This is a genomic window from Candidatus Brocadiaceae bacterium (genome assembly GCA_012728835.1).
Lineage (GTDB): Bacteria > Planctomycetota > Brocadiia > SM23-32 > SM23-32 > JAAYEJ01.
On sequence record JAAYEJ010000072.1, the window covers coordinates 1 to 26,965 of the forward strand.

Here is a 26,965-nt window from a genome sequence, read left to right on the forward strand (position 1 = left end):
GGCGGAGGCTGCCGGCGCATCGGCGGAGGCCGTGAATGTCCTGGCTGGAACGATCAGGAAGCTGATGGCCGAGCGAGCGAGAGTGTTCGCGGAGTTGGCGGTCATCGCCAAGGAGACACCACTGCTCTTCAGCAGCCCGGAGACGGTGCCGGAAACCGAGAGACGCGAGTGGGGGGACCGAATGGTCGGGCATGCTCTGTCCTCTCCGGAGGCGCCGCCCGGTCTCATCCCCCTCAGTCTGGATGGGACGAAGCTCGCGATCGCCGCAAACGTGTTCCTGCTGGGGTACACAGAGCACCCGGATGCGGTGGGGCCCATTTTGTCTGTTGCCGGACACGACGAGGGTGAGGATCGGCTGACCGTCAAGGGCGCCTTCCTCCGGCCCGATACGTTTGTCATCCCGCAGTTGGAGATACAGAACTGGTTCGTCATCGGCGACGCCCTGGATCGGATCATGGTTGCAGCTACGGACAGAACAGATCTCTCCCCGGACGCCAAGGCGATCGCCGGCGAATACGTTCGGTGGCGCTCGGAACAGGGTTGGCAGGAGCGGGAGAGGGCCACGGTCATTGCGTATGACGATCCCTCAGTGAATCCGCACAGCTTCCGGGGCATGATCGTGGCGCCAGTGGAGACGAGGGGCCCTGCCGTCGAGTGCCAGCTCGACCTGTGCCTGCAGTTCGGGCGGTATAGTGATCTGGATGCCGATTGTCCCGACGGCGTCATGGAAGTCGTCGCCTGGGCGGAGCGCTTCAACGCTGCTCTCTGAGGACAGATGGCCGAGTCGGCCTCTGCCAGCGATGGAACGGCAGTGCCCGCAAACGCGAGAGCAGCATTGCGGGTGCAGAAGACGGCTTTTACGGCGACCAGGGTTGTCTCACGGGAGCAGTCTGGGCTACGGCATGTCAGGAAAGAAGAGGCGCCTGGCAACCGCGGTCGTGGACTCCGCCAGCGCCTTGGCGCTTTCCCCCCGAATGGCGGCCAGCGCGGCCAGGGTCTCCGGCAGGAAAGCCGGCTCGTTGCGCGTGCCCACCCGGCTTGACGGGGACTGATAGGGACAGTCGGTCTCCACCATCAGGCAGTCGGCCGGCAGGTCCCTCACGGCCGCCTTCAGGCGCTTGTGTCCGGGGCGCGTGACGACAGCCCCGACGGCGACGCACAGGCCCAGGGAGAGATAGCGGGACGCGACGTCCGCCGGGCCATCGAAGCAGTGGCGGACGCCTCTGAGCGCGCCCTTCGCCTGCTCGAGGACCTCCAGGACCCGTTCGTCCGACTTCCTGGCGTGGACGATCAGGGGCTTGTCCAGGGCCAGGGCGAGGTCCACGTGCCGCCGGAGGCCGTCGGCCTGCGCGTCCGGCGGCGTCGAGTCATGATGGAAGTCCATCCCCGTTTCGCCGACGGCGACCACCACCGGCAGGGCGGCCAGTCGCTCGACCTCCGCGAAGTCACCGGAACATGCGGCCCAATCGGTGGGGTGGATGCCAACGGCCGCGCGGATCAGGTCCGGATGACGGCGCGCGAGTTCGACGCACCGGCGCGAGGACGCCAAGTCCGTCCCCACGCAGAGGATACGGACGACGCCCGCCGTGCGTGCGCGTTCCAGCACGTCCGGAAGATCGTGCCGGAAGGCCCGTGCGTCCAGATGGGCGTGTGTGTCGATGATGTGCATGGCAGTGCTGCAACCCGGCCGGGGCGCCCGCGTTGTGCGTGCGACGGACAGCGATTATAATGGCGGGGGCACGGGCATTTCAGGGGGAGCCAGGAGATGGCAGAGCTACGCCGCGACGCCGTCAGCGGGCGGTGGGTGATCATCGCCACGGAGCGCGCGGCCCGGCCTCAGAGCCTGCACCTTTCGCGGGGCCTGCGGGGCGGGGGGTTCTGTCCGTTCTGCGAGGGGAACGAGGACCGGACGCCGCCGGAGCTGACGGCCGTGCGGCCCGGGGACACCGCCCCGAATACGCCGGGCTGGAAGGTCCGCGTGGTGCCGAACAAGTATCCGGCCCTGCGCACGGACGAGCCGCTGGTCTCCACCGGGCATGGCACCATGCGCGCGTGCACGGGGTTCGGCCTGCACGAGGTCATCATCGAGTCGCCGCAGCACCTGGTGAGTCCCACCGAGATGGCGCCGGAGGACCTGGCGCTGGTCCTGCGGACGATCTGCGACCGTTCGCGGCTGCACAGCGCTGACGAGCGTCTGACCTACGTCATGGTGTTCAAGAACGTCGGGGAACCGGCCGGGGCGACGATCGAGCACGCGCATTCGCAGTTGATCGCCGTGCCCGTGATGCCCAGGCGCGTGCAGGAGGAGATGGCGCGGTGCACGGAGTCATTCCACGAGACGGGGCGGTGTCTGTTCTGCGACATCGTGGAGGAGGAACGGGCGTCCGGCGCGCGCATCGTGTCGGAAGACGACGACTTCGTGGTCCTGTGTCCGTACGCGGCGCGGTTTCCGTTTGAGATGTGGCTGCTGCCTCGGTTCCACGCGCCGCACTTCTTCCAGTTGTCTCCGGAGCGCATCCCCGCGCTGGCCCGCGCACTGCAGGACGCGCTGGCGCGGCTGGAGGTGTGTCTGCAGGACCCGCCCTACAACTACGTGGTCCATACGGCGCCGGCGCGGGGCGTCGAGAGCGGCCACTACCACTGGCACATCGAGGTGATCCCCCGGGTGACGGAGGTTGCCGGTTTCGAGTGGGGCACGGGATTCTACATCAACCCGTTGGAGCCGGAGCGGGCGGCCGAGTATCTGCGTGCGGTCACGCCGGAACAGGTTCTGGAGAAGGTCTCTGCGCGGTCTGTGCCCGCAGCGGGCGCAGGGCGCGACGAACGCAGCGAGGAGCGCTGACGATGCGGATTGCCATGGTGGGCTCCGAGGTGGCCCCTTTCTCCAAGGAGGGGGGATTGGCCGACGTGCTGGGGTCTCTGCCGGCGGCTCTGGCGGGGCTGGGCGAGGACGTCTGCGTGATCAGCCCCCTGTACCGGGGCGTGCGCGAGCGGGCCGAGGCGCTGGGGCTGCCGCTGAGGCCGGTCGAGAAGGGCGACTTCGTCGTGCCGATCGGGGCGGCCAACGTGCCCGGGAGTGCCTGGCAGTCCGTCCTGCCCGGCACGGACGTGCCCGTCTACTTCCTGCAGAACGACCGTTACTACGACCGCGAAGGCTACTACACCCGGCGCGAGGACAACACCGACTTCCTGGACAACAGCGAACGCTTCATCTTCCTGGCGCGGGGCGCGCTGGAGTTCGCGCACGTCCGGGGCCTGAAGCCGGACGTCCTCCATAGCCACGACTGGCCGACGGGGCTTGTGCCGATCTACGTCAAGCACATCTACAGGGACCGGTTCCCGCGGACCGGCACCGTCTTCACCATCCACAACATCGCCTACCAGGGCATCTTCTGGCACTGGGACATGAACCTGGCCGGGCTGCCCTGGGAGCTGTTCAACTGGCGGATGCTCGAGTACTACGGCAACCTGTCGTTCCTGAAGGCCGGCCTCGTGGGCGCCGACGTGCTGACGACCGTGAGCCGGCGCTACGCCGAGGAGATCCGCACCGAGGAGCACGGCTGCGGCATGCACGGCGTCCTGCAGGAGCGTGCCGAGGACCTGCACGGCATCGTGAACGGCATCGACCGGAGCGAATGGAGCCCGGCCACCGACCAACTGATCCCGGCCAACTACACGGCCGAGGACCTTTCCGGCAAGGCCGAGTGCAAGCGCGCGCTCCAGGAGCGGTTCGGGCTGCGCCAGGAGCCCGACGTGCCCCTGATTGGCATGGTCTGCCGCCTGGTGGACCAGAAGGGCCTGGACCTGCTCCAGGAGGCGCTGCCCGTCCTGCTGCAGGAGGACGTGCAGTTCGTCGTGCTCGGCCTCGGGGACCCGGGCTACCATGCCTTCCTGACCCGGACGCAGGGGGCCCAGGAACGCTCCTTCGGCGTGGTCCTTGCGCATGACAACGCGACCGCCCACCTGGTCGAGGCGGGCAGCGACATGTTCCTGATGCCGAGCCGCTTCGAGCCGTGCGGGCTGAACCAGCTCTACAGCCTGCAGTACGGCACGGTTCCGGTGGTGCGGGCGACCGGCGGTCTGGCCGACACCGTGGTCGACTACACCGAGGAGGGTCTGCGGGCGGGCACGGCGACCGGGTTCCGGTTCGGCCCCTATGAGGCATCGGCCCTGATCGGGGCCGTCAGGCGGGCGCTGGCCGTCTACCGGCAGCGCGACGCGTGGCGCCGGCTGATGCGCAATGGGGTGGCGGCGGACTGGTCCTGGAGCCGCAGCGCCCGGGAATACGTGGAGGTCTACCGAAAGGCATGTCGAAAGGCCGGGCACGGGCCGGCCGACTGACCGGAAGGCGGAGCAGGTGAGCACGCGATCGGACACATCCGAAGAGCGGCGGGCGGTGGCTCGCGTTCTGCGCGAGCACCGCGACGTCCTGATCGAGCGGTGGATGGCCAGGATCCGCCTGCTCACCCGCGAGAAGGACGCCGACGGCCTGCTGGCGGAGGACGTGCTGCGGGGCGACGGCCGGGAGCTGGTGGACGTGCTGCTGGTGCGCCTGGAGGGGCGGTCCGAGGAGGCCGACATGGCCGCCTTCTACCGGCTCATCTTCGAGGCCCGCCGGCACAGCATGCGGCTTGCCGACGTGGCCTACGTGCTCCTGGAACTCAAGAGCGTCTGCAGGCAGGTCATCTTCGAATCGGTCGAGGGCGAGCTGAACGCCTTCCACCTGTCGCGCCTGACCGACGAGGCGATCGACGCCGTCCTGCGCAAGGGCGCCGACCTCTACGAACTGGCCACCCAGGCCGACCACCGGAAGGCCCAGGCGCGCCTGCAGGAGATCTTCACCGCCTGGGAGATCGAGGAGGCGCTGGCCGAGACGGGCACGACCAGCCAGGTGGCCGCCGTGACCGCCGCGAAGCTGGGCGCCCTGTGGGACCTGGCCGGCTACAGGGTCCGGTTCGAGCCCGGCCAGGGCGGGCCGCCGCGGGACCTGACGGACGCGCCCGATCTGCCCCTGCCGATGCTGCGCGAGCAGCGTCAGTTCCTCACCGACCACGAGGCGCGCACGGGCGCCGTCCTGAGCGCCCTGGAAAGGGTCTGTCGCCGGGGCGAAGCCTGCCTCTTCCCGGACGTGCGCGGCCACGAAGGGCTGGTCAACGCGTCCGAACTGCTCGATGCGGGCGTCGGCAGCATTGCCTGCGTGCCCCTGATCCTGCATGAGAAGCCGGCCGGCGCGTTGCTCCTCTACGGGCGGCGGAAGGACATCTTCCGGACGCGCGACCTGGCACGGCTGCGCGACATCTGCTCCGTGCTGGCGCTGGCGCTGGACCGCACGGCCCGTCTGGAACTCTCCCGCAAGGAGGTGGGCGAGGCGGAGGTGATCGCCCGGATCGGCCGGTCCCTGCTGGAGCTGCCCATGCGCAAGGGGCTTCTGGAGGGCGTCGTTGAGGCCCTCCGGACGTTCCGCGACTACTTCGACGTCTCCCTGTTCCGCATCGATGAGCAGGCGGGGGAGTGCGTGCTGGTCGCCGAGGCCGGCCGCGAGCGCCGCTATCGGCCGGCCGGCTACCGCCAGGCGCTCGCGCAGGGCATCATCGGCCTGTGCGCGCGCAGCGGGCGCACCGTCCGATCGGCCGACCCCGCCACGGACAGCCGGCGGGTGATCGGGTTCGCCGAGGAGTACAGGGCGCGCAGCGAACTGGCGGTGCCCGTCGCCTCCGGCAGCAAGGTCCTGGGCGTCATGCACCTCCTGTCGGAACGGGAGGACGACTTCCCGGAGGCCGACCTGGCGGCCTTGGAGCGCGTGGCGCCGCACATCGGCGTGGCCCTTCAGAACGCCAGCATGATGGTGCAAAGGCGCCGGGACCGCCAGGAGATCGAGCAGGCCCACCGTCAGCTCGCCAACATCATCCGCTCGACCGCCGTGGGCATCACCAGCACGCGGCTCGACGGCGTCTACACGCACTGGAGTCCGAGCTGCGAGGAGATGCTCGGCTACTCCGAAGACGAGGTGGTGGGGCGGATGACGCCGGCCGACCTGGCCGGGGAGCCCTACGATCTGGCGGCCCTGCTGGAGGAATGCCGGCTCGCCGGCCGCACCGTGATCGAGCGGACCATGCTGCGCAAGGGCGGGACGCCCGTCATCGTGCGGGAGACCCGCGTGCGGATGGACGACGAGGACGGGCAGCACGTCGGCTTCACCTCGTTCCTTGTGGACGTCACGGACGAGAAGCGCGCCCAGGCCAACCTGCTGCGCGAGCGCGACACGCTGAACCTGGTGGTCGGCGCGATGGGGGCCGGCCTGGCGCTGTATGACCGGTCGCTGAGGCTCCAGTGGGCCAATCGCACCCTGATGGACTGGTTCGGGTTCGGGGACGAGGCCTTCGGGAAGGAGTGCCGCGAGGTGGGCCTCTGCGGGGTCTGCCGGACCGACCTCTGCCCGGTGGCCGAGGCGACCGCCTGCGGGAGGCCCCAGATCCAGATCCACGAGCGCACCGATGCCGGCGGCGTGTGGCACTGCTACCAGCAGGTCTTCACCCCGGTCGTCCACGGCGACACGCGTCTGGTCGTGCTGACGCTGGACATCACCGAACAGCGCCGGCAGACCGAGCAGATGCGGCTCATCAACACGCTGGCGGAGAAGGTCGAGACGTCCCTGGACCTGGAGAAGGTCCTGCACCTCGTTCTGACCTGCATGACCGCAGGGCACGCCATCGGCCTGAACCGTGCGTTCATCTTCCTGATCGATGGCGAGCACCGGAGGCTGTCCGGCCGCATGGCCGTCGGGCCCGTCTCGCCCGACGATGCCCATCGCATCTGGTCCGATCTGGACCAGCGGGGGGTGGACATCTGCGACCTCCTGGGGGTGGGGACCCCCTCGGCCGGCGACCTGAGCCTGACCTCCCTGGTGCTCGGGCTGCACATCCCGCTCTCGAATGCGAACGACACGCTGGTGGCCACGCTGCAGAGCCGCGCGACGGCCCACGTGGGCGACGCGGCCTCGGACCCCGACATGGACGGCCGCGTGGTGGCCGCGCTGGGGCTCGGGGAGTTCGTCTGCGTGCCGCTGGTTGCCCAGGACGAGCCGCTGGGCGTCATGCTGGCCGACAACAAGTTCACGCAGGCGCCCATCGGCCAGGAGCAGGTGGAACTGCTGGAGATGTTCTCCCGGCAGGCCTCCCTGGCTATCGCGAACGCCCGCGCGTACGAGCGGATCCGGGACCAGCTTCACGAACTGCAGGCGACGCGCGACCGGCTGGTCGAGGCCGAGCGCATGGCCAGCGTCGGGCGCATGGCCAGCCACCTCGCGCACGAGATCCGCAACCCGCTCACCGCCATCGGCGGCTTCGCCGCGTCCATCGCCCGGCAGCACAAGGACGACCCGAAGACCGCCCGCAACGCCACGATCATCTACCAGGAGGCCCGGCGGCTTGAACGCACGCTGGTGAACGTGCTGGACTACACCCGCCCGCTGCGGCCGACCAAGCTGCCCGTGAGGATCAACGACCTCGTGCGGGACACCATCGAGCAGTTCCGCAGTGCCATGGGCGAGGAGGGCGTCTCCCTCGACGTGTCGCTGGACGAACGCATCGGCGAGATACCGGCCGATGCGGAGATGGTCAAGCAGGTCATCATCAACCTTCTGAAGAACGCCCTGGAGTCCATGGAGGGGGAGGACGACAGCCGCCTGACCGTCACCACCACCCTCCGGGAAGGCTTGGTGGAACTGGTCGTGTCGGATACCGGCTGCGGCATCCGTCTGGACAGCCTGGACAAGCTGTTCAGTCCGTTCTTCACGACGAAGATCGGCGGGGTGGGACTCGGGTTGTCCGTCTCGCGCCGGATCGTGGCGCAGCACGGGGGCCGGATCGAGGTCGACAGCCGACCGGGCGTCGGCTCGCGTTTCACCGTGACTCTGGCGGCCGCGCCGGCCGGGGAGCATCTGGCCGCCGGCGCGTCATCGACTGAACGGGGATCGAGCACATAGGGGGAGACCATGGCCAGGATACTGCTGGTGGAAGACGAAGAGAACGTGCGCCTCCTCTACAAGCAGGAACTCGAGGAGCAGGGCTACGAGGTGCTCTGCGCCGGCGACGGCCGCACCGCCGTGAAGATGGCCCGGGAGATGTGCCCGGATGTGGTCATCATGGACATCAACCTGCCGGAGCGGATGGACGGGATCGAGTCGATGTCCCGCATCCTGAGCCACAGCAAGGACACGCCCGTGATCCTCAACACCGGCTACAGCGAGTACCAGGACAGCTTCATGAGCTGGGCGGCGGATGCCTACGTGCTGAAGTCGGCCGACTTGGAGCCTCTCCTGGAGGCCATCCGGGACGCCCTGGAGAAGAGGAGTCAGGCACGGGAGTGACCCCCCGGTCGCCGGGAGCCGCCATGCACGGAACGTGGCCCTTGAGAGACACGCTGGTGATGGTCCTCGCCGGAGGGCAGGGGGAGAGGCTGTACCCGCTGACCAAGGACCGGGCCAAGCCGGCCGTGCCCTTCGCGGGAGACTTCCGCCTGATCGACTTCACCCTCAGCAACTGCCTCAACAGCGGCCTGCGCCGCATCTACGTGCTGACGCAGTACAAGAGCGAATCCCTCGACCAGCACCTGCGCACGAGCTGGGACGTCTTCAGCCCCGAGATCGGCGAGTGGATCACGACCAGGCCCCCGCAGAAACGCATGAGCGACGACTGGTACCTGGGCACCGCCGACGCCATCTACCAGAACGTATACACCCTCCAGACCGAGCGTCCCCGACACGTGCTCGTGCTCAGCGGCGATCACCTCTACCGCATGGACTACTCCCTGCTGCTCGAGGAACACACGCGCACGGCCGCGCACGTCACCGTGGCCTGCATGGAGAGGCCGCTCGCAGAGGCCGCCGGCAACCTGGGCGTGCTCGTGGTGGGCGAGAACGACGCCGTGGTGCGCCTGGAGGAGAAGCCGTCCCGGCCCGCGCCGTCGCCCGGCCGTGCCGACACGTGCCTCTGCTCGATGGGCGTCTATGCCTTCCAGACCGAAGCGCTCGTCCGGAGCGTCATCGAGGACGCCAAGCGGAGCGGGGGCCACGACTTCGCCCGTGACGTGCTGCCCGCCATGGTGCGCAGCGGCGCGCAGGTGCATGCCTACCGCTTTCCGGGCCGCTACTGGCGCGACGTCGGCACCATCGACGCCTACTGGGAGGCCCACATGGACCTCGTGCGCGTCCAGCCCGTGCTGAACCTCTACGGCCGCGACTGGCCGTTCCGCGGAGAGACCCAGCACGGCGGCCCGGCCAAGATCGTCTTCGCCGGCGGCAGCCCGGGGACCCCCAAGGCGGAGGTCTTCAACTCCCTGATCTGCCACGGCGCCATCGTCAGCGGCGCCTACGTCTGCGACTCCGTCATCGGCCCCGGCGCCCGCATCGAGGTCGGCAGCCGCATCGAGCAGTCCATCATCATGGACCGCACGGCCATCGGACGCGATGTGCGCATCCGCAGGGCCATCATCGACAAGGACAACACCATACCCGACGGCGCCCGGATCGGGTACGACATCGACTGGGACCGCCGCCACTTCACGGTCAGCGAGGGGGGCGTCGTCGTCATGCCCAAGCGCGTCCCCTTCCCTCGCGCAGACGCCGGAGCGCACGAATGAGCCGTCAGGACTTCCCGGAGCCCCCGCATCCCTCGGCGGAGGAGGACCGGGACGCCATCTTCGCCGTCCCCCGCTCCCCGCGTTCGCTTTTCGTCCACTGGCGCCTGGTCGGATCGGGTGCCTCCGGGGCCGCCCTCGCCGCCGCGGCGGACAGCCAGTGGGTGCTGCGCGTCGTGAACCTGACCGACGGATCGAGCCGGACCATCGCCGTGCCGCCGGAACGCCGCAGCCTGTACGTGGACGTGGAGCCGGGCGAGGTCTACGCCGTCGAACTCGCCCTGCGCGGAGGCCGAAGGTGGCGGACCGTCTGTCGCACACCGCGCATGGCGATGCCGCCCGCCGTGCCCGGCGAGGCCGTGCATCCCGCGCGCCCGGCCTGGCCGAGACCCCGCACCGGCATCCCGGGCCTCGATCTCCACTCGACCCTGCCGCACCTCGGCTCGTCGTTCCAGACGGCCTCTCGGCGCGACGATCCGGGGGCCGAACGGCCCCGTTGACCCCTGCGTTTGACCCTCGGTGCCCCGCAGACCCATGACCCAGGCGAACCTGCTGCTGATCCTCCACTGCCACCTGCCGTACGTGCGGCACCCGGAGCATGACGACTTCCTGGAGGAGGACTGGTTCTTCGAAGCGGTGGCCGAGACCTACGTGCCGCTCCTTCTGGCCCTGGAGCGCCTGGAGGAGGACGCCGTCCCGTTCCCGCTGGCCCTGTCCGTCAGCCCGACGCTCTGTGAGATGCTGGCCAACCCGCTGCTGCAGCGCCGGCTCGCCCGCTACCTCGACCGCCACGTCGATCTGGCCGAGGCCGAAGTCCGGCGGACGCGGGCGACCCCGTTCGCCGACGCCGCGCGGATGTACGCACGCCACTACCGGACCGTGCGGGACGCCTGCGCGACGCGTTACGGCGGCGACATCCTCCAGGCATTCGCGCGGCTGCACAGGGCCGGGCGGCTGGAGCTGATCGCCTCGGCCGCCACGCACGCGCTGCTGCCGCTGCTTGCGTCGCCGCAGGCGCGCCGTGCCCAGGTCGAGGTGGGACTGCAGTGCTTCCGCAGGCACTTCGGCGTCCGCCCCCGGGGCTTCTGGCTGCCAGAATGCGCCTTCGACCCCGCCGTGCCCCGCCTCCTGGCCGAGTTTGGGCTCGGCTGCTTCTTCCTGGACACACACGGGATCCTGCTGGCCGACCCGGCGCCGCCGGCCGGGGTGTTCGCCCCGCTGGCCACGCCGGACGGACCCCTGGCGTTCGGACGCGACGTCGAGACCGGGCGTCAGGTCTGGAGCGCGCAGGAGGGCTACCCCGGCGATCCCGTCTACCGGGAATTCCACCGTGACCTGGGCTACGACGCCGACCCCGAACGCCTGGCGCCCTGCCTGCCCGCCGACGGAGCGCGACGGCCCGTGGGCCTCAAGTACCATCGCGTGACGGGCGCCTGCCCTCTGGGCGACAAGCGGCCCTATGAACCGGCCGCAGCGGTGGCGCGGGCCCGGCAGCATGCCGCGCACTTCGTGGCGCGACGGACCGAGCAGGCCCGCCGCATCGCGCGCGCCCTCGGGCCGGCCCTCGGGCGCGCGCCCGTGATCGTGGCCCCCTACGACGCGGAACTCTTCGGGCACTGGTGGTTCGAGGGCGTACACTTCCTGGAGACCGTGGCCCGTCTGGCCGCGTCGCAGAGTGTCTGGAGGTTCGCGACCCCGGGGGAGTTGCTGGACAACGGCCGGGCCGGCGGCCCGGGCGGGGCGCCCTCGGGCCGGCCGGCCACCTCGAGCTGGGGCGATGGCGGCTACTTCGACCCCTGGGTCAACCCCGCCAATGACTGGATCCAGCCCGCCCTGCAGGCGGCCGACGCGCAGATGCGCGCCCTCGCGCAGATGCGCGCCCTCGCGCAGACGCGCGCCCTCGCGCAGACGCGCGCCCTCGCCGCCGCCTGCGGGCCGCCTGGCGACCTGGCGCGGCGGGCGCTGAACCAGTGCGCCCGCCTGCTCCTGCTCGCGCAGGCCGGGGACTGGCCGTTCCTCGTCTACACCGGCACCGCCCGGCAGTACGCGTCCGGGCGCGTGCGGTCCCTGCTGGGGCGCTTCGACCACCTCGCGCGATGCCTCCGTCGGGGCGGCCTCGAAGAACGAGTCGTGGCCGAACACGAGTGGCTGGACGACCCGTTTCCGGACATCGACTTCCGCGTGTGGACGCCCTCTCGCAGCGATTGACAGTCCGGGCTCGGCAGGGGTATACTCTCGGGACTCGCCGCAGCGAATCGGGGCCTCGACGCGGGCATGGCAGCCGGTTGAGGGAGTTGCCCTGTGTTGCGCTTCTCCCACTGGGCTGACAGAGATCGGGGCCGGGCCCGCCGCCCCTTCGGGCGCCCCTCAGATCCGGATGCAGATACATGGAATTGTGCCAGGTCGCAGTCTACGGTTGCGGCACGGTAGGTCTGGGCGTCTGCCGGATCCTGCTGTCGCCCGGCCCCCTGCACGAGCGGACGGGTGACTCCATCCGCCTGAAGTACGTCGTGGACGGCCGCACCGAGGAACTCGCCGCCGAGTTGCCGAAGGATCGGGGCGTGATCCTGACCGACGACCTGGAGGCGCCCCTGCGGGACCCGGAGGTCGGGGTGGTTGTCGAGCTGTTCGGCGGGACGACGACCGCCCGGACCGTGATCGAGAAGGCCCTGGCCGCCGGCAAGGACGTGGTGACCGCCAACAAGGCCCTGCTGGCCGAGCACGGAGACGAACTCTTCCGTTTCGCCCGGGCGCACGGGCGGAGCATTGCGTTCGAGGCCAGCGTCGCCGGCGGCATCCCCGTCATCGGCAGCATCCGGCGCGGCCTGATCAGCGACCCGATCGAGAGCATCTACGGCATCGTCAACGGCACCTGCAACTACGTGCTGACGGAGATGGACGAACGCGGCCTCTCCTACGAGGACGCCGTGGCGGAAGCCCAGAGGCGGGGCTACGCTGAGGCGGACCCGCGGCTGGACGTGGAGGGCGTCGACTCCGCCCACAAGCTGGCCGTGCTGGTGCGGCTCGCGTTCGGCGTGCGCGTCCGCCTCGAGGACATCCCCTGTGAGGGCATCTCGGGCGTGGACCGGCGGGACATCGAATACGCCCGAGGCCTCGGCTACACGCTGAAGCTGCTCGCCGTGGCCGTCCGGCGCGATGAACGACTGGAATTGAGCGTCTACCCCGCGCTGCTGCACCGGGACCATCCGGTGGCGGTCACGGGAGGCGTCTACAACGCCATCTGCATCCACGCCGGCCATGCGGGCGAACTCGTCATGACCGGCATGGGCGCCGGGCGCCTGCCGACCGCCAGCGCCGTCGTCTCCGACATCGCCGCGATCGCGCTGGGGAAGTACCCGATGCACTTCTCGCGGCTCTCCCAGTTCGGAGACGTGCCGGCGGCCGACCTGGTGCCGCAGGCGGAGTTCGTCAAGCGCTTCTACCTCTGCATGGAGTGTGTCGACAGCCCCGGCGCGCTCGGGAAGGTCGCCACGATCCTGGGCGAGGAAGGCATCAGCATCGCCTCCGTGCACCAGCAGGAGGTGGGGGAGGGCCTGGAAGCGGCCCCCGTCGTCTTCATGACCCACAAGGCGTGCGAGGGCGCCGTCGACCGTGCGCTGGACCGCATCAGCCGGCTGAGCATCGTGCCGGGCGGCCGTCCCCGCATGCTGCGAGTGGAGGACGTCTGAGCCCTGACCTGACCCCATGGGGAGTGGTCCCGTGAAATACTGTATCATCGTGCCCGACGGCGCGGCCGACACCCCCTCGCCGCGCCTGAACGACCGGACGCCCCTGGAAGCCGCCCGCACGCCGAACATGGACCGGGCGGCCTCCGACGGGCTGCTCGGCCTGGTCAACAACGTCCCGCGCCGCCTGTCGCCCGGCAGCGCCGTGGCCATGATGAGCGTCACCGGCAACGACCCCCTGAAGTACTTCACCGGCCGCGGCCCCCTGGAGGCGGCCGACCTGGGCCTGCGCCTGGAGCCCGGCCAGTGGGCCGTTCGCTGCAACCTGGTGACGGTGGCCGACGGTCGGCTCGCGGACTTCACGGCCGGGCACATCAGCACCGCCGAGGCCGACCTTCTCCTGCGCGCCCTGCAGGAGAGCCTCGGATCGCCCGAAATCTCGTTCCACACCGGCACAAGCTACCGGCACGTGCTCATCTACACCGGCCCGGACCCCCTGAACGCGGAGACCACCCCCCCTCACGACGTCGTCGGCCAGGCGGTCCGCGAATGCCTCCCCAGCGGCAAGGGCGCCCCTCTGCTCCTGGACCTCATGCAGCGCTCCCGGGCCCTCCTGGAAGCGCACGACGTCAACCACGTGCGCGTGGACCTCGGCAAGAACCCGGCCAACATGATCTGGCTCTGGGGGCAGGGCGTCGCGCCCGACCTGGAGCCGTTCGAGGCGCGATTCGGCGTGCGCGGGGCCGTCATCAGCGCGGTCAACCTCGTGCGCGGCATCGGGCGCCTGATCGGCTGGGAAGTCGTCGACGTGCCCGGCGCCACGGGCTACGTGGAGACGGACTTCGCCGCCAAGGGCCGCTACGCGATCGACGCGCTCACGCGCTGCGACCTGGTGCTGGTGCACGTCGAAGCCCCCGATGAGGCGAGCCACGAGGGCGACGTCCAGGCCAAGGTACGGTCGATCGAACGCGTCGACAGCCACATCGTTGGGCCGCTGATGGCCCACGCGGCGGACGTTCCCGAGGGGCTCCGGGTGCTCATCCTCCCCGACCACCTCACCTCCGTCGAGGACGGGCGCCACAAGCGGGGCGCCGTGCCGTTCGCCATGTGGGGCGCGGGAGTGAAGGCCGCCTCCGGCTGTCCGTACACCGAGGCCCACGCGGCCGCCTCGGACGTGGAGGTCGACCCGGGCTGGCAACTGATGGACCAGTTCATCGTCCCGGCGCCGTAGCGGCGGGCCGAACACCGTCCATCTCCTTGCTCAGCGCCCGCCGGCCGCCTATAATACGTCGACCGGGTGGGGATGTAGCTCAATTGGGAGAGCGCGGCACTCGCACTGCCGAGGCCGGGGGTTCGAATCCCCTCATCTCCACCACCCCGTTGCGGAGGGCCGCCGGCCCCGAGCACCATCCGGCCGCCGCGCAGACTGCCCCTGATCCCGGGGAGACTGCCGAAATCGCCGGGCATCTCCAACCGCCGCCCGCCAATTCGCCCTCGTGGCTTTGACGCACCGCGAGGCGTTGTATATGCTACGAGGGCATGCGCGCCGGCCGGCGGGACGAATGCGACCGGACGGCCTTCTCTGCAGGGAGCGGAGCGTGCGAATCCAGCGGACGATTGCGTGGGCGGCGGGGTTGGCGCTGATGGCCGCAGGTGCCGGATGTGCCGGCGGCCGGGCCGTCCGGCTCGAGCAGGCGCACCTGTTCTCGGCCACGGGAACCGCCGTTCTCGAGCCGGTCGGCGAGGCGGCCTCGGGCCGGGCCGTCGACTGCGAAGCGGTCGTCGAGGGAGAGGGGCTGGGGTTTGCCGCGCCCGACGCCCGCACCGAGCTGGAGGCGCGGCTGACCGCCCTGGAGGCGGCCCGCGCCCAGGCCATGGCCGTGCTGGTCGAGAAGCTGTTCGGCGCCCAGGTCTACCGCCGGGCCGAGGTGCGCGACCTGCGCTTTGCGAGCGCCGAGACCCGCGTCGATCTCTCGGGCTCCCTGTCCGGCGTCATGCTGGTGGACGGCGACTACGACGCCGAGGAGCGGATGGCCCGCGTTGTGCTGCGGGTCGGGCTCGACGCGAACGGCCGGATCCTCCCCGAGCGACTGCTGCACGGCACGCCGCGCGGCGCGCCGCCGTCGGAGGGCATGCGGCGCGCACAGGCGGAGGAGGCCGCCCGCTGCGACGCCGTCGCGAAGCTGCGTGAGCAACTGGGCGGCGCCTACATCACCAACGAGGTGACCGTCGAAGGTCTGATGCTCGCCCACCAGCGTGCGCGGTCAACGGTGGCCGGGCTGATGGCGGGCGGGGTGGAGTATGGCAAGCCGGTCTGGCCGACGCCGGAGCGCTGCGAGGTCCGGGCCGTCCTGCGTCTGACGGGAGAGGACCTCCGCCGTCTGCGGAGTCTGGTGGAACCGACACGTTGAGCCGGTTGGCGGCTGCCGGACCTCTGACCACGGGGCGGGCGTTCTGCCGTTCTCTGGTTCCTTTTGCCGGGAGATTGGCGATGAAGCTGGTATGGGCGGGTGTGCTGGCGCTGGTGTGCGTCGGCTGCATGCAGACGCACCACAAGGTGGTATTCACCGCCGAAGGGGAGGCGGTCAAGACGAAGCAGGACGACCCGCTGGCGGAGGCCGAAGCCCGGGTGGCCGCGTCCGTCATCGCCAAGGCCAACCTGCTCGAGAAGGTCAAGGGCGGCATGGTGACCGGCACAGCATCCGTGGGCGACCTGATGTTCCGCAGCCAGGAGGCCGAGGTCCGGGTCAGCGGCTTCCTGTCCCGCGCGGACGTGACCTTCCAGAAGAAACAGGACACGCAGCTCTCGCCGAGTCCGATCGTCCGGGCCACGGCGACCCTCGAACTGACGTGCGAGGAGTATGCCCGGCTGAGGGACTTCGTCGAGTAGCGGACGGCGAACCCGCGAGGGCTTCCGCCGTGCCGCCGGGGCCCCCGTCCGCCTCCTCCTGCCATGATGGGGCCGATCGGATGCTTGGACGGCATCGCGCCGTGTGCATCGCGTGCGCCGTGCTCGCGCTCTGTGCGGCGGGCGCCTCGGCCGGGCTCGCGTCGCCCGGGCCGGTGGCCGTGGAGGTCTACGGCTTCGCGGAGATGGCGCCGGGCCTCGGCCGGGCCCGGGCGCACGCCGCCGCACTCGCGGATGCGCGGAGGAACGCGCTGATCCAGGCGCACGCCGCCGTGCAGGCCCGCACGGTTGTTGCCGGCCGCCGTGTGGCGGAGCAGTCCGTCTGCGTCTGCGCCGCCGGCTACGTGCGGGAGATGCACGTGCTGGAGGCGGGCGGGCTGCCCGAGACCGAGCCGGCCGTCTACCGCGTGCGTGCCCGTGCGCTGGTCCACCCGCTGGACGCGCGCCCCGGCGACCCTCTGACGCCGGCCGTCTGCCTGGACGTGCCGTCGGACGCCGGCGCGGGCCTGCGCATGGACCTGGCCCGCGAGCTGGAACGGTGCGGGCTGCGCGTGGTCGAGCCCGGAGGCACGCAGCCGGCCATCCACCTGGCCGTGGCCCTGGCCGCTGCGCCGGAGGACCCCGGGGCGACCGACGGCGGCGAGGCGGGGCAGGAGGTGAGCTGGGCCCTCACCGCGGGCCGGCCCGGCGACCCGTCCGCATCGCACGCGGCGGGCTCCCGCGTGGTTCCCGCAGGGCCGGACGGGGTTGAGCGGGCGCTTCCGCCTCTTGCGCTGGAGATGGCCCGGGCGGTGTTGCGCCTCTGGTTCTCGCCGCGTCGGACCCGGGTTCGCATCCCCGAGGCCACGGGGTCGGAGGCGGAGGCGCTCCGTGCCGCGGCGGCCGAGGCGGCACTGCCGGGGGCCGATCCGGGCGGTCCGGGTGTCGTTTTCGACCTGCAGACCGCCGGCAGTCCGGATGGCGCCGTCCGGCCGATTCTGGCCCGCGCGGGGCTGGCGGGCCGGTTCGCGCTTCGCGAGGCATGCCTGCAGGAACTGGTCTATGTACGTCTACCTGATGTCGCCGAGGCGGCCGCGGATGCCCCCTGATCCGGGCACCTGCCGGGCGGCCGGCGGCGTCGCATAGCGGGGCGGACTCATGGGATTCGTCGTCGTCATCCTGCTCGCCTGGGGGGCCATGCACGCTTACGCGTGGACGCATGTGCGCATCCATGCCGGGCTGGGCACGCGCACGGCCTCGGTGCTGGGGCTGGCGATGCTGGTCCTGATGGTGGCGCCGATTGCCGGCATGATGCTGGTGCGCGCGGGGCGATCGGCGATCGGCCGGCCGGTCGAGGTCGTGGGTATGGTCTGGGCGGGCGCACTTTTTCTATTTCTCGGTGTGGCGCTCGTTCGTGACCTCTGGAACGGTCTGTTCGCGCTGGCGGGGCGCGTGCACCCGGGGGCGCGTGCATTCCGGCTGGTCGGCCCGCGGGTGCTTGCCGTCGAGCTGGCGGCGGTCGCGGCGCTGTGTGCCTATGCCCTGATCGAGCCGTGGCGGATCCGCACGGAGTGCGTGCGGCTGGAGTCGCCGAAGCTGACGGCGGAGCGGCCGCGCGTGCGGATCGCGGTGCTGGCCGACGTTCACGTGGGCAGCACCGTGGGGCGGCGGCGGCTGGCGCGCATTGCGGAGCGGGTGCGGCGCGCGGAGCCCGACATCCTGCTGAGCGCCGGCGATCTGGTTGACGCGGAGATGAAGGACTCGGCAGAGCTGGCGCGGATCCTGGCGGACCTGCCGGCGCCGCTCGGCAAGTTCGCCGTCACGGGCAACCATGAGTACTACGCGGGGCTGGGGCACTCGGTGGACTTCACGGGGCGCGCGGGCTTCGCGCTGCTGGCCGACGCGTGCGCGCGGCCCGTCGAGGGCCTGACCGTGGCCGGCGTCAACGACCCTACGGGGCGGCGGGGGCCGTTCCGAGACGGCGGCGGCCGGAGCGAGCAGGCGGTGCTGAGCGACGCGGGGGACGGCGATTTCGTTGTGCTGCTCAAGCACCGGCCCGTGGTCGAAGCGGGCTCGATCGACCGGATGGACCTGCAGGTGAGCGGGCACTCCCACCGCGGGCAGATCTTCCCGTTCAGCCTGCTGGTGGCCCTCTACTACGAACATGGCCACGGGCTGGTGGAGGTGGCCCCGGGCACGCATCTCTACACGAGCCGCGGCACGGGCACGTGGGGGCCGCCCATGCGCTTCCTCAGCCCGCCCGAGGTGACCGTGATCGACCTGGTCCGGGCCGCACGCTGACCACCGGCCCGTCAGCGTGCGGCGCGCGCCGTCCGGGCCATCTGTGCGCCCAGCCGCAGTGCGGCGACCAGCGAATCCTCCTCGGCCCGGCCGGTCCCGGCGATGTCGTAGGCCGTGCCGTGGCCGACGCTCGTGCGGACGATCGGGAGCCCGAGCGTGACGTTCACGACGGCGCCGAGCCCGGCGAGTTTCACCGGGATCATGCCCTGGTCGTGGTAGAGGGCCAGGACGGCGTCGTAGGCCCCTGCGGCGGCCTTCACGAACACCGTGTCGGCCGGCTCGGGGCCCGTCAGCCCGATGCCTTCCCGGCCGGCCGCCGCCACGGCGGGGGCCAGCAGCCGGGCCTCCTCGTCGCCGAACCGCCCGCCGTCCCCGCAGTGCGGGTTCAGCCCGCACAGGGCGATGCGCGGGTGCGGCGTGCCGAAGAAGCGGCGCAGACCTTCGTTGAGCACCCGCGCGACGCCGAGCAGGCCCGGGACGGACACCAGCCCCGGCACGTCGCGCAGGGCCACGTGGGTCGTCGCGAGGGCCACCCGCAGCGGTCCGTTGACGAGCATCATCACGGGCGTGGCCGCGCCGGTCAGGGCCGCGAGCATCTCGGTGTGGCCCGGGCAGCGCGCGCCGGCGGCCGCGATGGCCTCCTTGTTGATCGGGGCGGTGACCACCGCGTCGGCCCGGCCGGCCAGGGCCAGCGCCACGGCCTTCTCGATGTAGTCGATCGAGGCCCGGCCGCCCAGAGCGTCGGGCCGGCGGGGCTCGATCCGGTCCGGCGGGAAGCCGGGCACGTCCAGCAGCGCCGGCCAGAGCTGCGCGCCCGGGGCGTCGCCGAAGGCGTGCAGCGCCGGGTGCAGGCCCAGGCGGTCCGCAACGGCCGCCAGCACGGCGCCCGAGCCCACCACGAGCATGCGCGTGCGCACGTCCGTGCGCGCGAGTGCCTTGACGATCACCTCCGGGCCGATGCCGCGCGGGTCGCCCATCGTCACGGCCAGAACGACGTCGTCGCGTCCGTCTCGCATCAGAACCCTTGCTCCTGCAGGCCGGGGATGGTCAGGTCGGCGCCGGTTGCGGCTTCGTCGCGCCGCAGCAGGCGGCGGACCCAGCGGCCGATCAGGTCGCACTCGATGTTCACGCGTGCGCCCGTCGTCCGGCACCGGAGCGTCGTCTGTGCCAGCGTGTGCGGGATGACGCTCACCTGGAACGCCCCGGGGTCCAGGGACGCGATGGTCAGGCTCACGCCGTCGACGGCCACGCTGCCCTTCATCACCATCTGGTCGGCCAGGGCGGGGGGGACCTCGACCGTCAGGCGCACCTCGCCCGGCAGGGCGGCCAGGCTGCGCACGGTGCCCGTGCCGTCGACGTGGCCGCTGACGAAGTGGCCCCCGAGGCGGTCGCCGAGGCGGAGCGCCAGCTCCAGGTTCACCGGCCGTCCCGGGCGGGCCTCTCCGAGCGTGGTCAGCCGCAGCGTCTCGGCCCCGGCGTCGAATTGCACGTGCGGCGGCCGTATGGCCGTGGCCGTCAGGCAGGCGCCGTCCACGCACACGCTGTCGCCCGGGGCCACCTGCGCGGCCAGCGGGCCGCAGTCGACCCCGAGGGAGCAGGCTTCCCCGCGGCGGACGACGGACTGCACGGTGCCGACGTGCTGGACGATGCCGGTGAACATGCGGGCGGACCTCGCGTAGCGGATGGCAGCCGCGGCACGGCGCCGCAGGCGGCATGATAGCACGCCCGGGGCCGGCGTTTCTACGTGACGACCGCCGTGTGGAGCCATGCTCCCGGAGGGTTGACTTACGGTCGGCCGTTGGCCGATGATGCTGGAAGGGCGAGCGGGGGACGCCGGCGGACATCCGAGGACACCGTAGAATGCGGGACCCTGAGGACGAGCGCTGCGGGTACGAGTCGCTGGACCATACGGCCGATCTGGCGTTGCGCGTCTGGGCGCCGTCGCTCCGGGAGCTGATCGAGCAGGCGTCGGCCGGGTTCATCGGCCTGATGGTGGACCCGGAGACCGTGGAGCCGGAGCGGGAGGCCGCACTGGCAGTCACCGGTGAGGCGCCGGAGGAGCTGCTGGTCGGCTGGCTGAACGAGATACTGTTCGCGTTCGATGCGGAGGGGCTGGCGCCGGTGCGGGCCGTCGTCGACGCCGTCGGCGCCGGCGAAGTGCGCGGGCGGTTGTTCGGACAGGACTTCGACCCGCTCCGCCACGAGGTGCGCAACGTCATCAAGGCCGTCACCTACCATGATCTGGTCGTGAGGCCGTCCGCTGGGCGGCTGGAAGTCAGCATCGTCTTCGACGTCTGACGGCGACCGGGAAGGGGCCGACCATGAGCCAGAGACCCTACGTGCTGAGTCAGGTGGCGCCGTGCGTGCATGAGATCGCGCCGTTCGGCGGGATGAACGTGCCCGTGCGCATCTACGCCGACGCGAACCTGCTGGAGTCCATCGAGCGCGACAATGCGGTCGAACAGGCGGTCAACGTCGCGCACATGCCGGGCATCGTGGGCGCCTCTCTGGCCATGCCGGACGCCCACTGGGGCTACGGATTCCCCATCGGCGGCGTGGCCGCCTTCGACGAGGAGCAGGGCGGGGTCGTCTCGCCCGGCGGCATCGGGTTCGACATCAACTGCGGCGTGCGGCTGGCGCGCACCGGGCTGACCGAATCCGAGGTGCGCCCGCGGATCCACGATCTCATCGACGGGTTGTTCCGCGACATCCCCTGCGGCGTCGGCGCGTCGAAGGCCATCCGGACGCTCACCGTTCCGGACCTGCGCCGCGTCTGCGTGGACGGGGCGGCGTGGGCGGTGGAGAACGGGTTCGGACGGCCGGAGGACCTGGTGCGGACCGAGGCGGGCGGCGCGATCGAGGGCGCCGACCCGGACGCCGTCAGCCCCAGGGCCATGCAGCGCGGCGCCGCCCAGATGGGCACGCTGGGCAGCGGCAACCACTTCGTGGAGATCGACCGCGTCGTCGAGGTGTTCGACGCGCCGGCGGCCGAGGCGTTCGGCGTGGCGCCGGGCCTGGTGGTCGTGCAGATCCACTGCGGCTCGCGCGGGTTCGGGCACCAGGTCTGCACGGACTACCTGCAGACGATGCAGGCGGCGACGCGCAGGTACGGCATCCGGGTGTCGGACCGGCAGCTCGCGTGCGCGCCGCTCGGTTCGGCCGAAGCCGTGCGCTACCTGGGCGCCATGGCCGGCGCGGCCAACTACGCATGGGCCAATCGGCAGACGATCTTCGCGCTCGTCGGCCGCGTGTTCGAGAAGGTCTTCGGTGCAGACCGCGACGCGCTGGGGCTGCGGCAGGTCTACGACGTGTGTCACAACATCGCCAAATGGGAGGTGCACGACGTCGACGGCGAGCGGCGGCGGCTCTGCGTGCACCGCAAGGGGGCGACACGCGCCTTCCCGGCCGCCCATCCGGAGACCCCGGCGCCGTACCGCGCCGTGGGCCATCCCGTGCTGATCCCCGGCGACATGGGAACGGCCAGCTACCTGCTGGTGGGCACCGACCGCGCGATGCGCGAGACGTGGGGCAGCACCTGCCACGGTGCCGGCCGTGCAATGAGCCGCAAGGGCGCGATCCGCCGGGCGGCCGGGCGCAGCATCAAGAAGGAACTGGCGGCGCGCGGCATCCTGGTGCGGCATGAGGGGCGCGACACGCTCGCCGAAGAGATGCCCGACGCCTACAAGGACGTCGACGCCGTCGTGCAGGTGATGCAGGAGGCCGGCATCACGCGCAAGGTGGCGCGCATGGAGCCGATCGGCGTCATCAAGGGGTAGAGCGCGCGACGGGCGGGGAGCGGCCGGCTTTTTCCGTCGCCATTCGCGCGGGACTCCGGGGCGCCGGCCGTCCCACCGCATTCTGTAAAGCATTCTTGGGCAATCACTTCGGATGCATCGCCCCGGGCGACTGGCGGGCGCCGGCCGCCCGGAGGGATGCTTTTTGTTTTTGGGATGGCCGTTTGGCTAACCTACCCGTGTGAGTCTATGGCCACGGTCGGGAAGATCGAGCGGTCGGATCGGATCAGGAAGGGGGGTTGGCCCCATATGAAGCTCAAAGAAGTGCAACTGCTGGGTATCCTGGCCTTGCTGGCGGTCGCCGTGATCCTGCTCTGCGTGTGGGGCGGCGAGACGGTGCCGGAGGATGCGACGCTCGCCGAGGCCGGCGAGCAGACGCCGGAGCCCTCTGAGACGCGGACCGGAGTCGACGATCTGTTGCAGGAGCTGATGGCGCAGTCCGATCCGCCGGCTCGGTCCGTGCAGCCCCGCGTCGTCCAGCCGACCCCGCCGGATGCAGCCGGACAGGAGTCCGGCTCGCCCGCGTTGGGTGTCACGACGGAGGAGTCCACCATCCGCGACCTGATCAACCAGATGCAGCCCGAGGAGATCCGGGTCACTCGTGCGCCGACGCCGTCGACCGACGGATCGGCCCCGGGGGCGGCGCAGACGACGCCTCAGCGGCCGCAGCATTACGTCGTGGAGAGGGGCGACACGCTGAGCGGGATCAGCCAGAAGCTCTACGGCTCCTCGCGGCATCACGGTGCGATTCTGAAGGCAAACTCGGGGGTCCTGAGCGACCCCAGGCTGCTGCAACCCGGCATGCGGCTGCGCATTCCGCCCCTGGAAGGGAGTGAGGGCCGTGCGCCTGCCGCGTCCTCCCCGTCCCCGGTACTCGCGGCGTCCTCCGGCCGACGCACCTACAAGGTGGAACAGGGCGACAGCCTCTGGCGGATTGCCGAGAAGTGCTATGGCGGCGACGGGATGAAGTACAAAGACATCCAGGCCGCGAACAGCCGGGTGCTGCCGGACGCGGCCAGCCTTCAGCCGGGGATGGTGCTGGTGATCCCCTGACGGACCCGGCAGATGCCGGCATGACTCCCACGCAGGGCAGGGCAGGGCGGCGCGGGTCGGTTCACCGCGCCGCCGCCTTTTTGGGGGGTTGCGCGTGCTTGACGGGCCCTGTCGATGGGCTATATTGGCTGGGTCGGGACATGTTCGTTGCGGACCACCTCTCTGCGGGGCACGGGCGTCTGATGAGCCATGGACGCTGCGGCGGCGTCGGCCTGGCCTGTGTGCTCATTCTGTGCGTTGTGGGCGCGCGTCCGGCGCTGGGGCAGCAGGTGTCGTCGGCGGCTGTGCAGCGGCGGGTGGAGGCATTGACGCGCGCGGTGCGTGCGCGGCAACTGGAGGACGGCTCGTTCCGGGACCCGGAGGCGGCCAACTGGCCCGTGGGGCACACGGCGCTGGCCGTGCTGGGCCTGCGCACGGCCGGCGTGCCGGCCAACGACCGGGCGGTTCGTGACGGGGCGGCGTACCTGGCGCGCACCCGCGCCGAGGGCCGCCACGGCGTCTATGAGAGCGGTCTTCGCATCATGGCGCTGGAGAGTGTGGACTCCGCGCGGTACGCTGCGGAGATCGAGGCGACGGCGGGCTATCTGATCCGGGCGCAGCAGCCCTCCGGGGGGTGGAGCTACGGCCTGTCCGGCCGCACGGACAACTCCAACACGCAGTTCGCCATCCTGGGCCTGAACTCGGCGGCTCTCTGCGGCGTCACGGTGCCGGAGATCGTCTGGCGGCGTGCCGGGGAATACCTGGCCGTCGGGCAGAACCGTGACGGCGGCTGGGGCTACCAGCACGGGACGGCGTCCTACGGCAGCATGACGGCGGCGGGCGTGGCCGGGCTGTTCATCTGCGACCTGTGGCTGCACGTGCAGCGCGGACGGTGCGGCATCTACACGGATGCCTCGCGGGTTGCGAACGGCCTGAACTGGCTGGCCGAGAACTTCTCGGTGGCCGTCAATCCCCGCCGGGACGCCACCTACAAGTTCTACTACCTGTATGCGCTCGAACGGGCGGGCGCCATCCTGGCCCGGCCGCGTTTCGGGCGGCACGACTGGTACCGGGAGGGCGCCGCTCACCTGACGGAGCAGGCGGCCGCCGGCGGCGGGTTCGCCAGCGGGGGCGAGTCGGACTTCCTCCGCGACTGCTTCGCGCTGCTGTTCCTGGCCAAGGTGAACGCCCCCCTCCTGGTGCTCAAGGCCCAATGGACGGGGGATTGGCAGCCCTACCGCTATGACGTCCGTTTCCTCGTGAACCACGTGGGGAGGCTGCTGGGCCAGACGCTCGACTGGCAGATCGTGCCGCTGGACGCGCCCCTGGACGAACTGATGAGGGCGCCGATCCTCTACCTGAGCGGCCGGGGGGCGGGCGCATGGTCGGAGCAGGAGACGGGGCGCCTGAAGGAGTACGTCGAGGCCGGCGGGTTCGTGCTGGTGGAGGCGGCCGGCGGCGATGCGGCCTTCGACCGGTCCGTGCGGGCGATGATGGCGCAGTGCTTCCCCGAGGAGCGCCTCGTGCGCCTGCCGACGGACCATCCCGTCTACTCCAGCCATTTCGACATACCGCCCGAGCAGCGCCCGCCGCTGGAGGCCGCGATGGGTCCGTGCTGGATCTCCGTGCTGTATGCGCCCGAGGGGCTCTCCTGCGAATGGGACGTGGCCGACTTCGAGCACGTGAACTCCCGGATGGGCGTCAACGTGGTCGCCTACGTCACCGGCCTCCAGACGCTGGAGGGCAAGCTGGCGGAGCCGGTCTACTACGCGCCGTCGGCTCAGCCGCCCCAGGAGCGGGGCGGGGCGTTCACGCTCGGGCAGGTCGTGCACGCCGGCAACTGGCAGCCCCACAAGGTGGCCTGGCGCCGCGTGCTGGAGGAGGTCAACGCGAAGGCGGGCCTGACCGTCTACAGCCGGCCGCTGCCCATCCGCGTCGACGTCGAGAGCCCGTTCGAGGCACAGGTGCTGTACCTGACCGGCGTGGACGAACTGCGCCTGGGGCCCGAGGCCCGACGGGCGCTCAAGCTGTACCTGGAGCGGGGGGGATTCCTGTTCGCCGAGGCCGCGTGCGGCAGCCGGCGGTTCGACGAGTCGTTCCGTGCGCTGGTCCGGCAGGTGTTCCCGGGGCAGGACCTGGCGGAGCTTCCGCTGGGGCACCCGCTCTACGAGGGCGGCGAGCCGCTCCCGCGGGTGGAGTACAGCATCGGCGCGCGGGAGCAGTCGCCCGACCTGCAGCGCCCGATGCTGGAGTTCCTGGAGCTGAACGGGCGCGCGGCCCTCGTCTACTCGCGGTTCGATCTCAGCAGCGCGATCGACGGGCACCCGTGCCACCGGTGCCCGTCGATCCTGCAACCCTCGGCCGGCCGTCTGGCGCTGAAGATCATCCTGTACGGCCTGGCCAGTTGACCGAGACGCTCCCTCCGTGCCTGTGCCACACAGGCAGACCTCCTCAACGGGCTGCCAGAGCCTTCAGCTCGGCGAGGACCTCGCGCATGCCCTGCTTGACGACCTCCTCGCCGCCGGGGCCCACACGCGTGGACCGGGGTTCGTAGCCGCCCTCTTCGAACGACTTCGCCGTGCAGAGGTAGCCCACGGATCCGCTGTCGGTGTAGCCGAGGATGAGCGTGGCGGGCGCCGTCGAGACGCTGCGGCCATAGAAGGCGAACTCGACGAACGCCTCGGCGCCGATCGTGACCAGCACCGCATCACCCAGCCGCAGGCCGTGCATGGGCAGCTCCTGGGCGGCGCCCGCATCGTCCTTGCCCGGCAGGGCGAGCGTGCGCACGACCGCCTGCATGGGCAGGGGGTCGAGCGGGCGGGCGGACTCCATCGCCTGGAGCACGGCATCGGATGCCGCGCGGCCGTGGGACTCCATCTCGTCGAAGCTGCCGCGCTTGCCGTCGATCTTGGTCCAGTACGGGTCCTGATCGGCTCCGCAGCCCTGCACGAAGATGGTGCGCACGTCCGAGCGGGCCTCCTCCACGTTCCTTCGCGCCAGGCCCATCCACTCGGCCGAGAGGCTCCGGTGCTCCTGGCCCAGCGTTGTGCCGTGCATGGGCGCGCTGAACAGGACGATGTCCGGGGCGCCCGCACGCGGGAAGTGCCATGCGGTCAGCTCCTTGAGGCTCTGCCCCCCGCGGTTGTGGCCCAGGCCCACCTGGCCGTCGGCCATGCGTTCGCGGCGGTTGCAGCCGATGTCCAGGGGCGCGGCCCCGGCCCGCAGGCCGGCGGGCATCAGGTCGTCCACGGCGGCCCGGGCGGCCCGGCCGCCGGCCTCGACGATCGACCGGCGGTAGTCCCTGTCTTCGTGGTCCTTGTGCCAGGCGCCGACGGCGGGGCCCGCGTGCGTGTGCGTGGCGTTGACGAGGACCCGCTCGGCGGGCAGGCCGGTCGAGGCCCGGACGGCGTCCTTGACCTCTCCGACCAGTTCGGTGCCCATGCCGCAGACGTCGTAGGCGAGGATCGCAACGGTCAGGCGCCCGTCGCTGAGCGCCAGGGCGTTCACGTAGAGGTCGTCGTGGAGGTCTTCGGCGCCCTGCGTGCGGGCGGCGTAGCCGCTCATGCGGATGCCGAGGGGCGGGGTGATGCAGACGCGGCCGTGTCCGACGTGGAAGGCGTCCATGGTGG

22 protein-coding genes and 1 tRNA gene are annotated in these 26,965 nt (G+C 71.2%); 19 read left to right on the forward strand and 4 right to left on the reverse strand.

Annotated elements, in window-relative coordinates; translation table 11 throughout:
* Positions 1 to 769: hypothetical protein (locus GXY85_11895; GenBank protein NLW51525.1), on the forward strand; the 769-nt coding region annotated here is incomplete at its 5' end.
* 126 nt (positions 770 to 895) lie between these two features.
* Here GXY85_11895 and GXY85_11900 read toward each other — a convergent pair.
* Complete coding sequence (locus GXY85_11900) at positions 896 to 1,669, reverse strand: TatD family hydrolase (GenBank protein NLW51526.1); 774 nt, start codon at positions 1,667 to 1,669, stop codon at positions 896 to 898.
* 96 nt (positions 1,670 to 1,765) lie between these two features.
* Between GXY85_11900 and galT the strand changes: the two genes are divergently transcribed.
* The 14 genes from galT (at position 1,766) to GXY85_11970 (ending at position 18,510) form a co-directional block, all read left to right on the forward strand.
* Entirely contained in the window at positions 1,766 to 2,842 is a 1,077-nt protein-coding gene (gene galT, locus GXY85_11905) for a galactose-1-phosphate uridylyltransferase (protein ID NLW51527.1), read from the forward strand.
* 2 nt (positions 2,843 to 2,844) lie between these two features.
* Complete coding sequence (gene glgA / locus GXY85_11910) at positions 2,845 to 4,341, forward strand: glycogen synthase GlgA (protein ID NLW51528.1); 1,497 nt, start codon at positions 2,845 to 2,847, stop codon at positions 4,339 to 4,341.
* 16 nt (positions 4,342 to 4,357) lie between these two features.
* On the forward strand, positions 4,358 to 7,984 hold the full coding sequence (locus tag GXY85_11915; GenBank protein NLW51529.1) for a GAF domain-containing protein: 3,627 nt from the start codon (positions 4,358 to 4,360) through the stop codon (positions 7,982 to 7,984).
* Between the two features lie 9 nt (positions 7,985 to 7,993).
* Positions 7,994 to 8,368, forward strand: a complete 375-nt coding sequence (locus tag GXY85_11920) for a response regulator (protein ID NLW51530.1) — start codon at positions 7,994 to 7,996, stop codon at positions 8,366 to 8,368.
* 41 nt (positions 8,369 to 8,409) lie between these two features.
* Complete coding sequence (gene glgC / locus GXY85_11925) at positions 8,410 to 9,639, forward strand: glucose-1-phosphate adenylyltransferase (GenBank protein ID NLW51531.1); 1,230 nt, start codon at positions 8,410 to 8,412, stop codon at positions 9,637 to 9,639.
* The gene (locus tag GXY85_11930; protein ID NLW51532.1) at positions 9,636 to 10,136 is read left to right on the forward strand and encodes a DUF4912 domain-containing protein; all 501 of its coding nucleotides are present in this window, start codon (positions 9,636 to 9,638) and stop codon (positions 10,134 to 10,136) included. Before glgC ends, GXY85_11930 begins: the two co-directional genes overlap by 4 nt.
* 34 nt (positions 10,137 to 10,170) lie before the next feature.
* Positions 10,171 to 11,844, forward strand: coding sequence for a DUF1957 domain-containing protein (locus tag GXY85_11935; GenBank protein ID NLW51533.1), 1,674 nt, complete (start codon positions 10,171 to 10,173; stop codon positions 11,842 to 11,844).
* A 179-nt stretch (positions 11,845 to 12,023) separates the two neighbouring features.
* Positions 12,024 to 13,325, forward strand: coding sequence for a homoserine dehydrogenase (locus tag GXY85_11940; GenBank protein NLW51534.1), 1,302 nt, complete (start codon positions 12,024 to 12,026; stop codon positions 13,323 to 13,325).
* Between the two features lie 16 nt (positions 13,326 to 13,341).
* On the forward strand, positions 13,342 to 14,553 hold the full coding sequence (locus GXY85_11945) for a cofactor-independent phosphoglycerate mutase (protein NLW51535.1): 1,212 nt from the start codon (positions 13,342 to 13,344) through the stop codon (positions 14,551 to 14,553).
* Between the two features lie 68 nt (positions 14,554 to 14,621).
* A tRNA-Ala gene (locus GXY85_11950) sits at positions 14,622 to 14,697 on the forward strand.
* Between the two features lie 223 nt (positions 14,698 to 14,920).
* Positions 14,921 to 15,733, forward strand: a complete 813-nt coding sequence (locus GXY85_11955; protein ID NLW51536.1) for a hypothetical protein — start codon at positions 14,921 to 14,923, stop codon at positions 15,731 to 15,733.
* Positions 15,734 to 15,813: 80 nt separating this feature from the next.
* Entirely contained in the window at positions 15,814 to 16,212 is a 399-nt protein-coding gene (locus tag GXY85_11960; GenBank protein NLW51537.1) for a hypothetical protein, read from the forward strand.
* A gap of 80 nt (positions 16,213 to 16,292) precedes the next feature.
* Complete coding sequence (locus tag GXY85_11965; GenBank protein NLW51538.1) at positions 16,293 to 17,318, forward strand: hypothetical protein; 1,026 nt, start codon at positions 16,293 to 16,295, stop codon at positions 17,316 to 17,318.
* Positions 17,319 to 17,367: 49 nt separating this feature from the next.
* A complete protein-coding gene (locus GXY85_11970; GenBank protein ID NLW51539.1) occupies positions 17,368 to 18,510 on the forward strand; it encodes a metallophosphoesterase in 1,143 nt (380 codons plus the stop codon).
* Between the two features lie 11 nt (positions 18,511 to 18,521).
* Here GXY85_11970 and pdxA read toward each other — a convergent pair whose 3' ends face one another.
* Together pdxA and GXY85_11980 are read right to left on the reverse strand one after the other, a co-directional pair.
* Positions 18,522 to 19,526, reverse strand: a complete 1,005-nt coding sequence (pdxA, locus tag GXY85_11975) for a 4-hydroxythreonine-4-phosphate dehydrogenase PdxA (protein ID NLW51540.1) — start codon at positions 19,524 to 19,526, stop codon at positions 18,522 to 18,524.
* Positions 19,526 to 20,170: a riboflavin synthase gene (locus GXY85_11980; GenBank protein ID NLW51541.1), complete on the reverse strand. Its 645-nt coding sequence runs from the start codon at positions 20,168 to 20,170 to the stop codon at positions 19,526 to 19,528. Before GXY85_11980 ends, pdxA begins: the two co-directional genes overlap by 1 nt.
* 200 nt (positions 20,171 to 20,370) lie before the next feature.
* Here GXY85_11980 and GXY85_11985 point away from each other — a divergent pair, with 200 nt between their 5' ends.
* The 4 genes from GXY85_11985 to GXY85_12000 all read left to right on the forward strand — a co-directional run bounded on the left by GXY85_11985 (position 20,371) and on the right by GXY85_12000 (position 25,744).
* Positions 20,371 to 20,808 (forward strand): archease, encoded by a 438-nt coding sequence (locus GXY85_11985; GenBank protein NLW51542.1) that lies wholly within the window; start codon positions 20,371 to 20,373, stop codon positions 20,806 to 20,808.
* A gap of 23 nt (positions 20,809 to 20,831) precedes the next feature.
* Positions 20,832 to 22,286, forward strand: a complete 1,455-nt coding sequence (locus GXY85_11990) for an RtcB family protein (protein NLW51543.1) — start codon at positions 20,832 to 20,834, stop codon at positions 22,284 to 22,286.
* Between the two features lie 267 nt (positions 22,287 to 22,553).
* Positions 22,554 to 23,357 (forward strand): LysM peptidoglycan-binding domain-containing protein, encoded by an 804-nt coding sequence (locus GXY85_11995; GenBank protein NLW51544.1) that lies wholly within the window; start codon positions 22,554 to 22,556, stop codon positions 23,355 to 23,357.
* Positions 23,358 to 23,539: 182 nt separating this feature from the next.
* On the forward strand, positions 23,540 to 25,744 hold the full coding sequence (locus tag GXY85_12000; GenBank protein ID NLW51545.1) for a DUF4159 domain-containing protein: 2,205 nt from the start codon (positions 23,540 to 23,542) through the stop codon (positions 25,742 to 25,744).
* Between the two features lie 43 nt (positions 25,745 to 25,787).
* Here GXY85_12000 and GXY85_12005 read toward each other — a convergent pair whose 3' ends face one another.
* The gene (locus GXY85_12005; protein ID NLW51546.1) at positions 25,788 to 26,960 is read right to left on the reverse strand and encodes a hypothetical protein; all 1,173 of its coding nucleotides are present in this window, start codon (positions 26,958 to 26,960) and stop codon (positions 25,788 to 25,790) included.
* Positions 26,961 to 26,965: the final 5 nt, after the last annotated feature.

Bases quoted from the DNA above. Each gene is read 5' to 3' on its own strand.
- GXY85_11900 (NLW51526.1), bottom strand. From the start codon at position 1,669: ATGCACATCATCGACACACACGCCCATCTGGACGCACGGGCCTTCCGG.
- galT (NLW51527.1), top strand. From the start codon at position 1,766: ATGGCAGAGCTACGCCGCGACGCCGTCAGCGGGCGGTGGGTGATCATC.
- glgA (NLW51528.1), top strand. From the start codon at position 2,845: ATGCGGATTGCCATGGTGGGCTCCGAGGTGGCCCCTTTCTCCAAGGAG.
- GXY85_11920 (NLW51530.1), top strand. From the start codon at position 7,994: ATGGCCAGGATACTGCTGGTGGAAGACGAAGAGAACGTGCGCCTCCTC.
- GXY85_11930 (NLW51532.1), top strand. From the start codon at position 9,636: ATGAGCCGTCAGGACTTCCCGGAGCCCCCGCATCCCTCGGCGGAGGAG.
- GXY85_11935 (NLW51533.1), top strand. From the start codon at position 10,171: ATGACCCAGGCGAACCTGCTGCTGATCCTCCACTGCCACCTGCCGTAC.
- GXY85_11940 (NLW51534.1), top strand. From the start codon at position 12,024: ATGGAATTGTGCCAGGTCGCAGTCTACGGTTGCGGCACGGTAGGTCTG.
- GXY85_11945 (NLW51535.1), top strand. From the start codon at position 13,342: ATGGGGAGTGGTCCCGTGAAATACTGTATCATCGTGCCCGACGGCGCG.
- GXY85_11960 (NLW51537.1), top strand. From the start codon at position 15,814: ATGAAGCTGGTATGGGCGGGTGTGCTGGCGCTGGTGTGCGTCGGCTGC.
- GXY85_11965 (NLW51538.1), top strand. From the start codon at position 16,293: ATGCTTGGACGGCATCGCGCCGTGTGCATCGCGTGCGCCGTGCTCGCG.
- GXY85_11970 (NLW51539.1), top strand. From the start codon at position 17,368: ATGGGATTCGTCGTCGTCATCCTGCTCGCCTGGGGGGCCATGCACGCT.
- pdxA (NLW51540.1), bottom strand. From the start codon at position 19,526: ATGCGAGACGGACGCGACGACGTCGTTCTGGCCGTGACGATGGGCGAC.
- GXY85_11980 (NLW51541.1), bottom strand. From the start codon at position 20,170: ATGTTCACCGGCATCGTCCAGCACGTCGGCACCGTGCAGTCCGTCGTC.
- GXY85_11985 (NLW51542.1), top strand. From the start codon at position 20,371: ATGCGGGACCCTGAGGACGAGCGCTGCGGGTACGAGTCGCTGGACCAT.
- GXY85_11990 (NLW51543.1), top strand. From the start codon at position 20,832: ATGAGCCAGAGACCCTACGTGCTGAGTCAGGTGGCGCCGTGCGTGCAT.
- GXY85_11995 (NLW51544.1), top strand. From the start codon at position 22,554: ATGAAGCTCAAAGAAGTGCAACTGCTGGGTATCCTGGCCTTGCTGGCG.
- GXY85_12000 (NLW51545.1), top strand. From the start codon at position 23,540: ATGAGCCATGGACGCTGCGGCGGCGTCGGCCTGGCCTGTGTGCTCATT.
- GXY85_12005 (NLW51546.1), bottom strand. From the start codon at position 26,960: ATGGACGCCTTCCACGTCGGACACGGCCGCGTCTGCATCACCCCGCCC.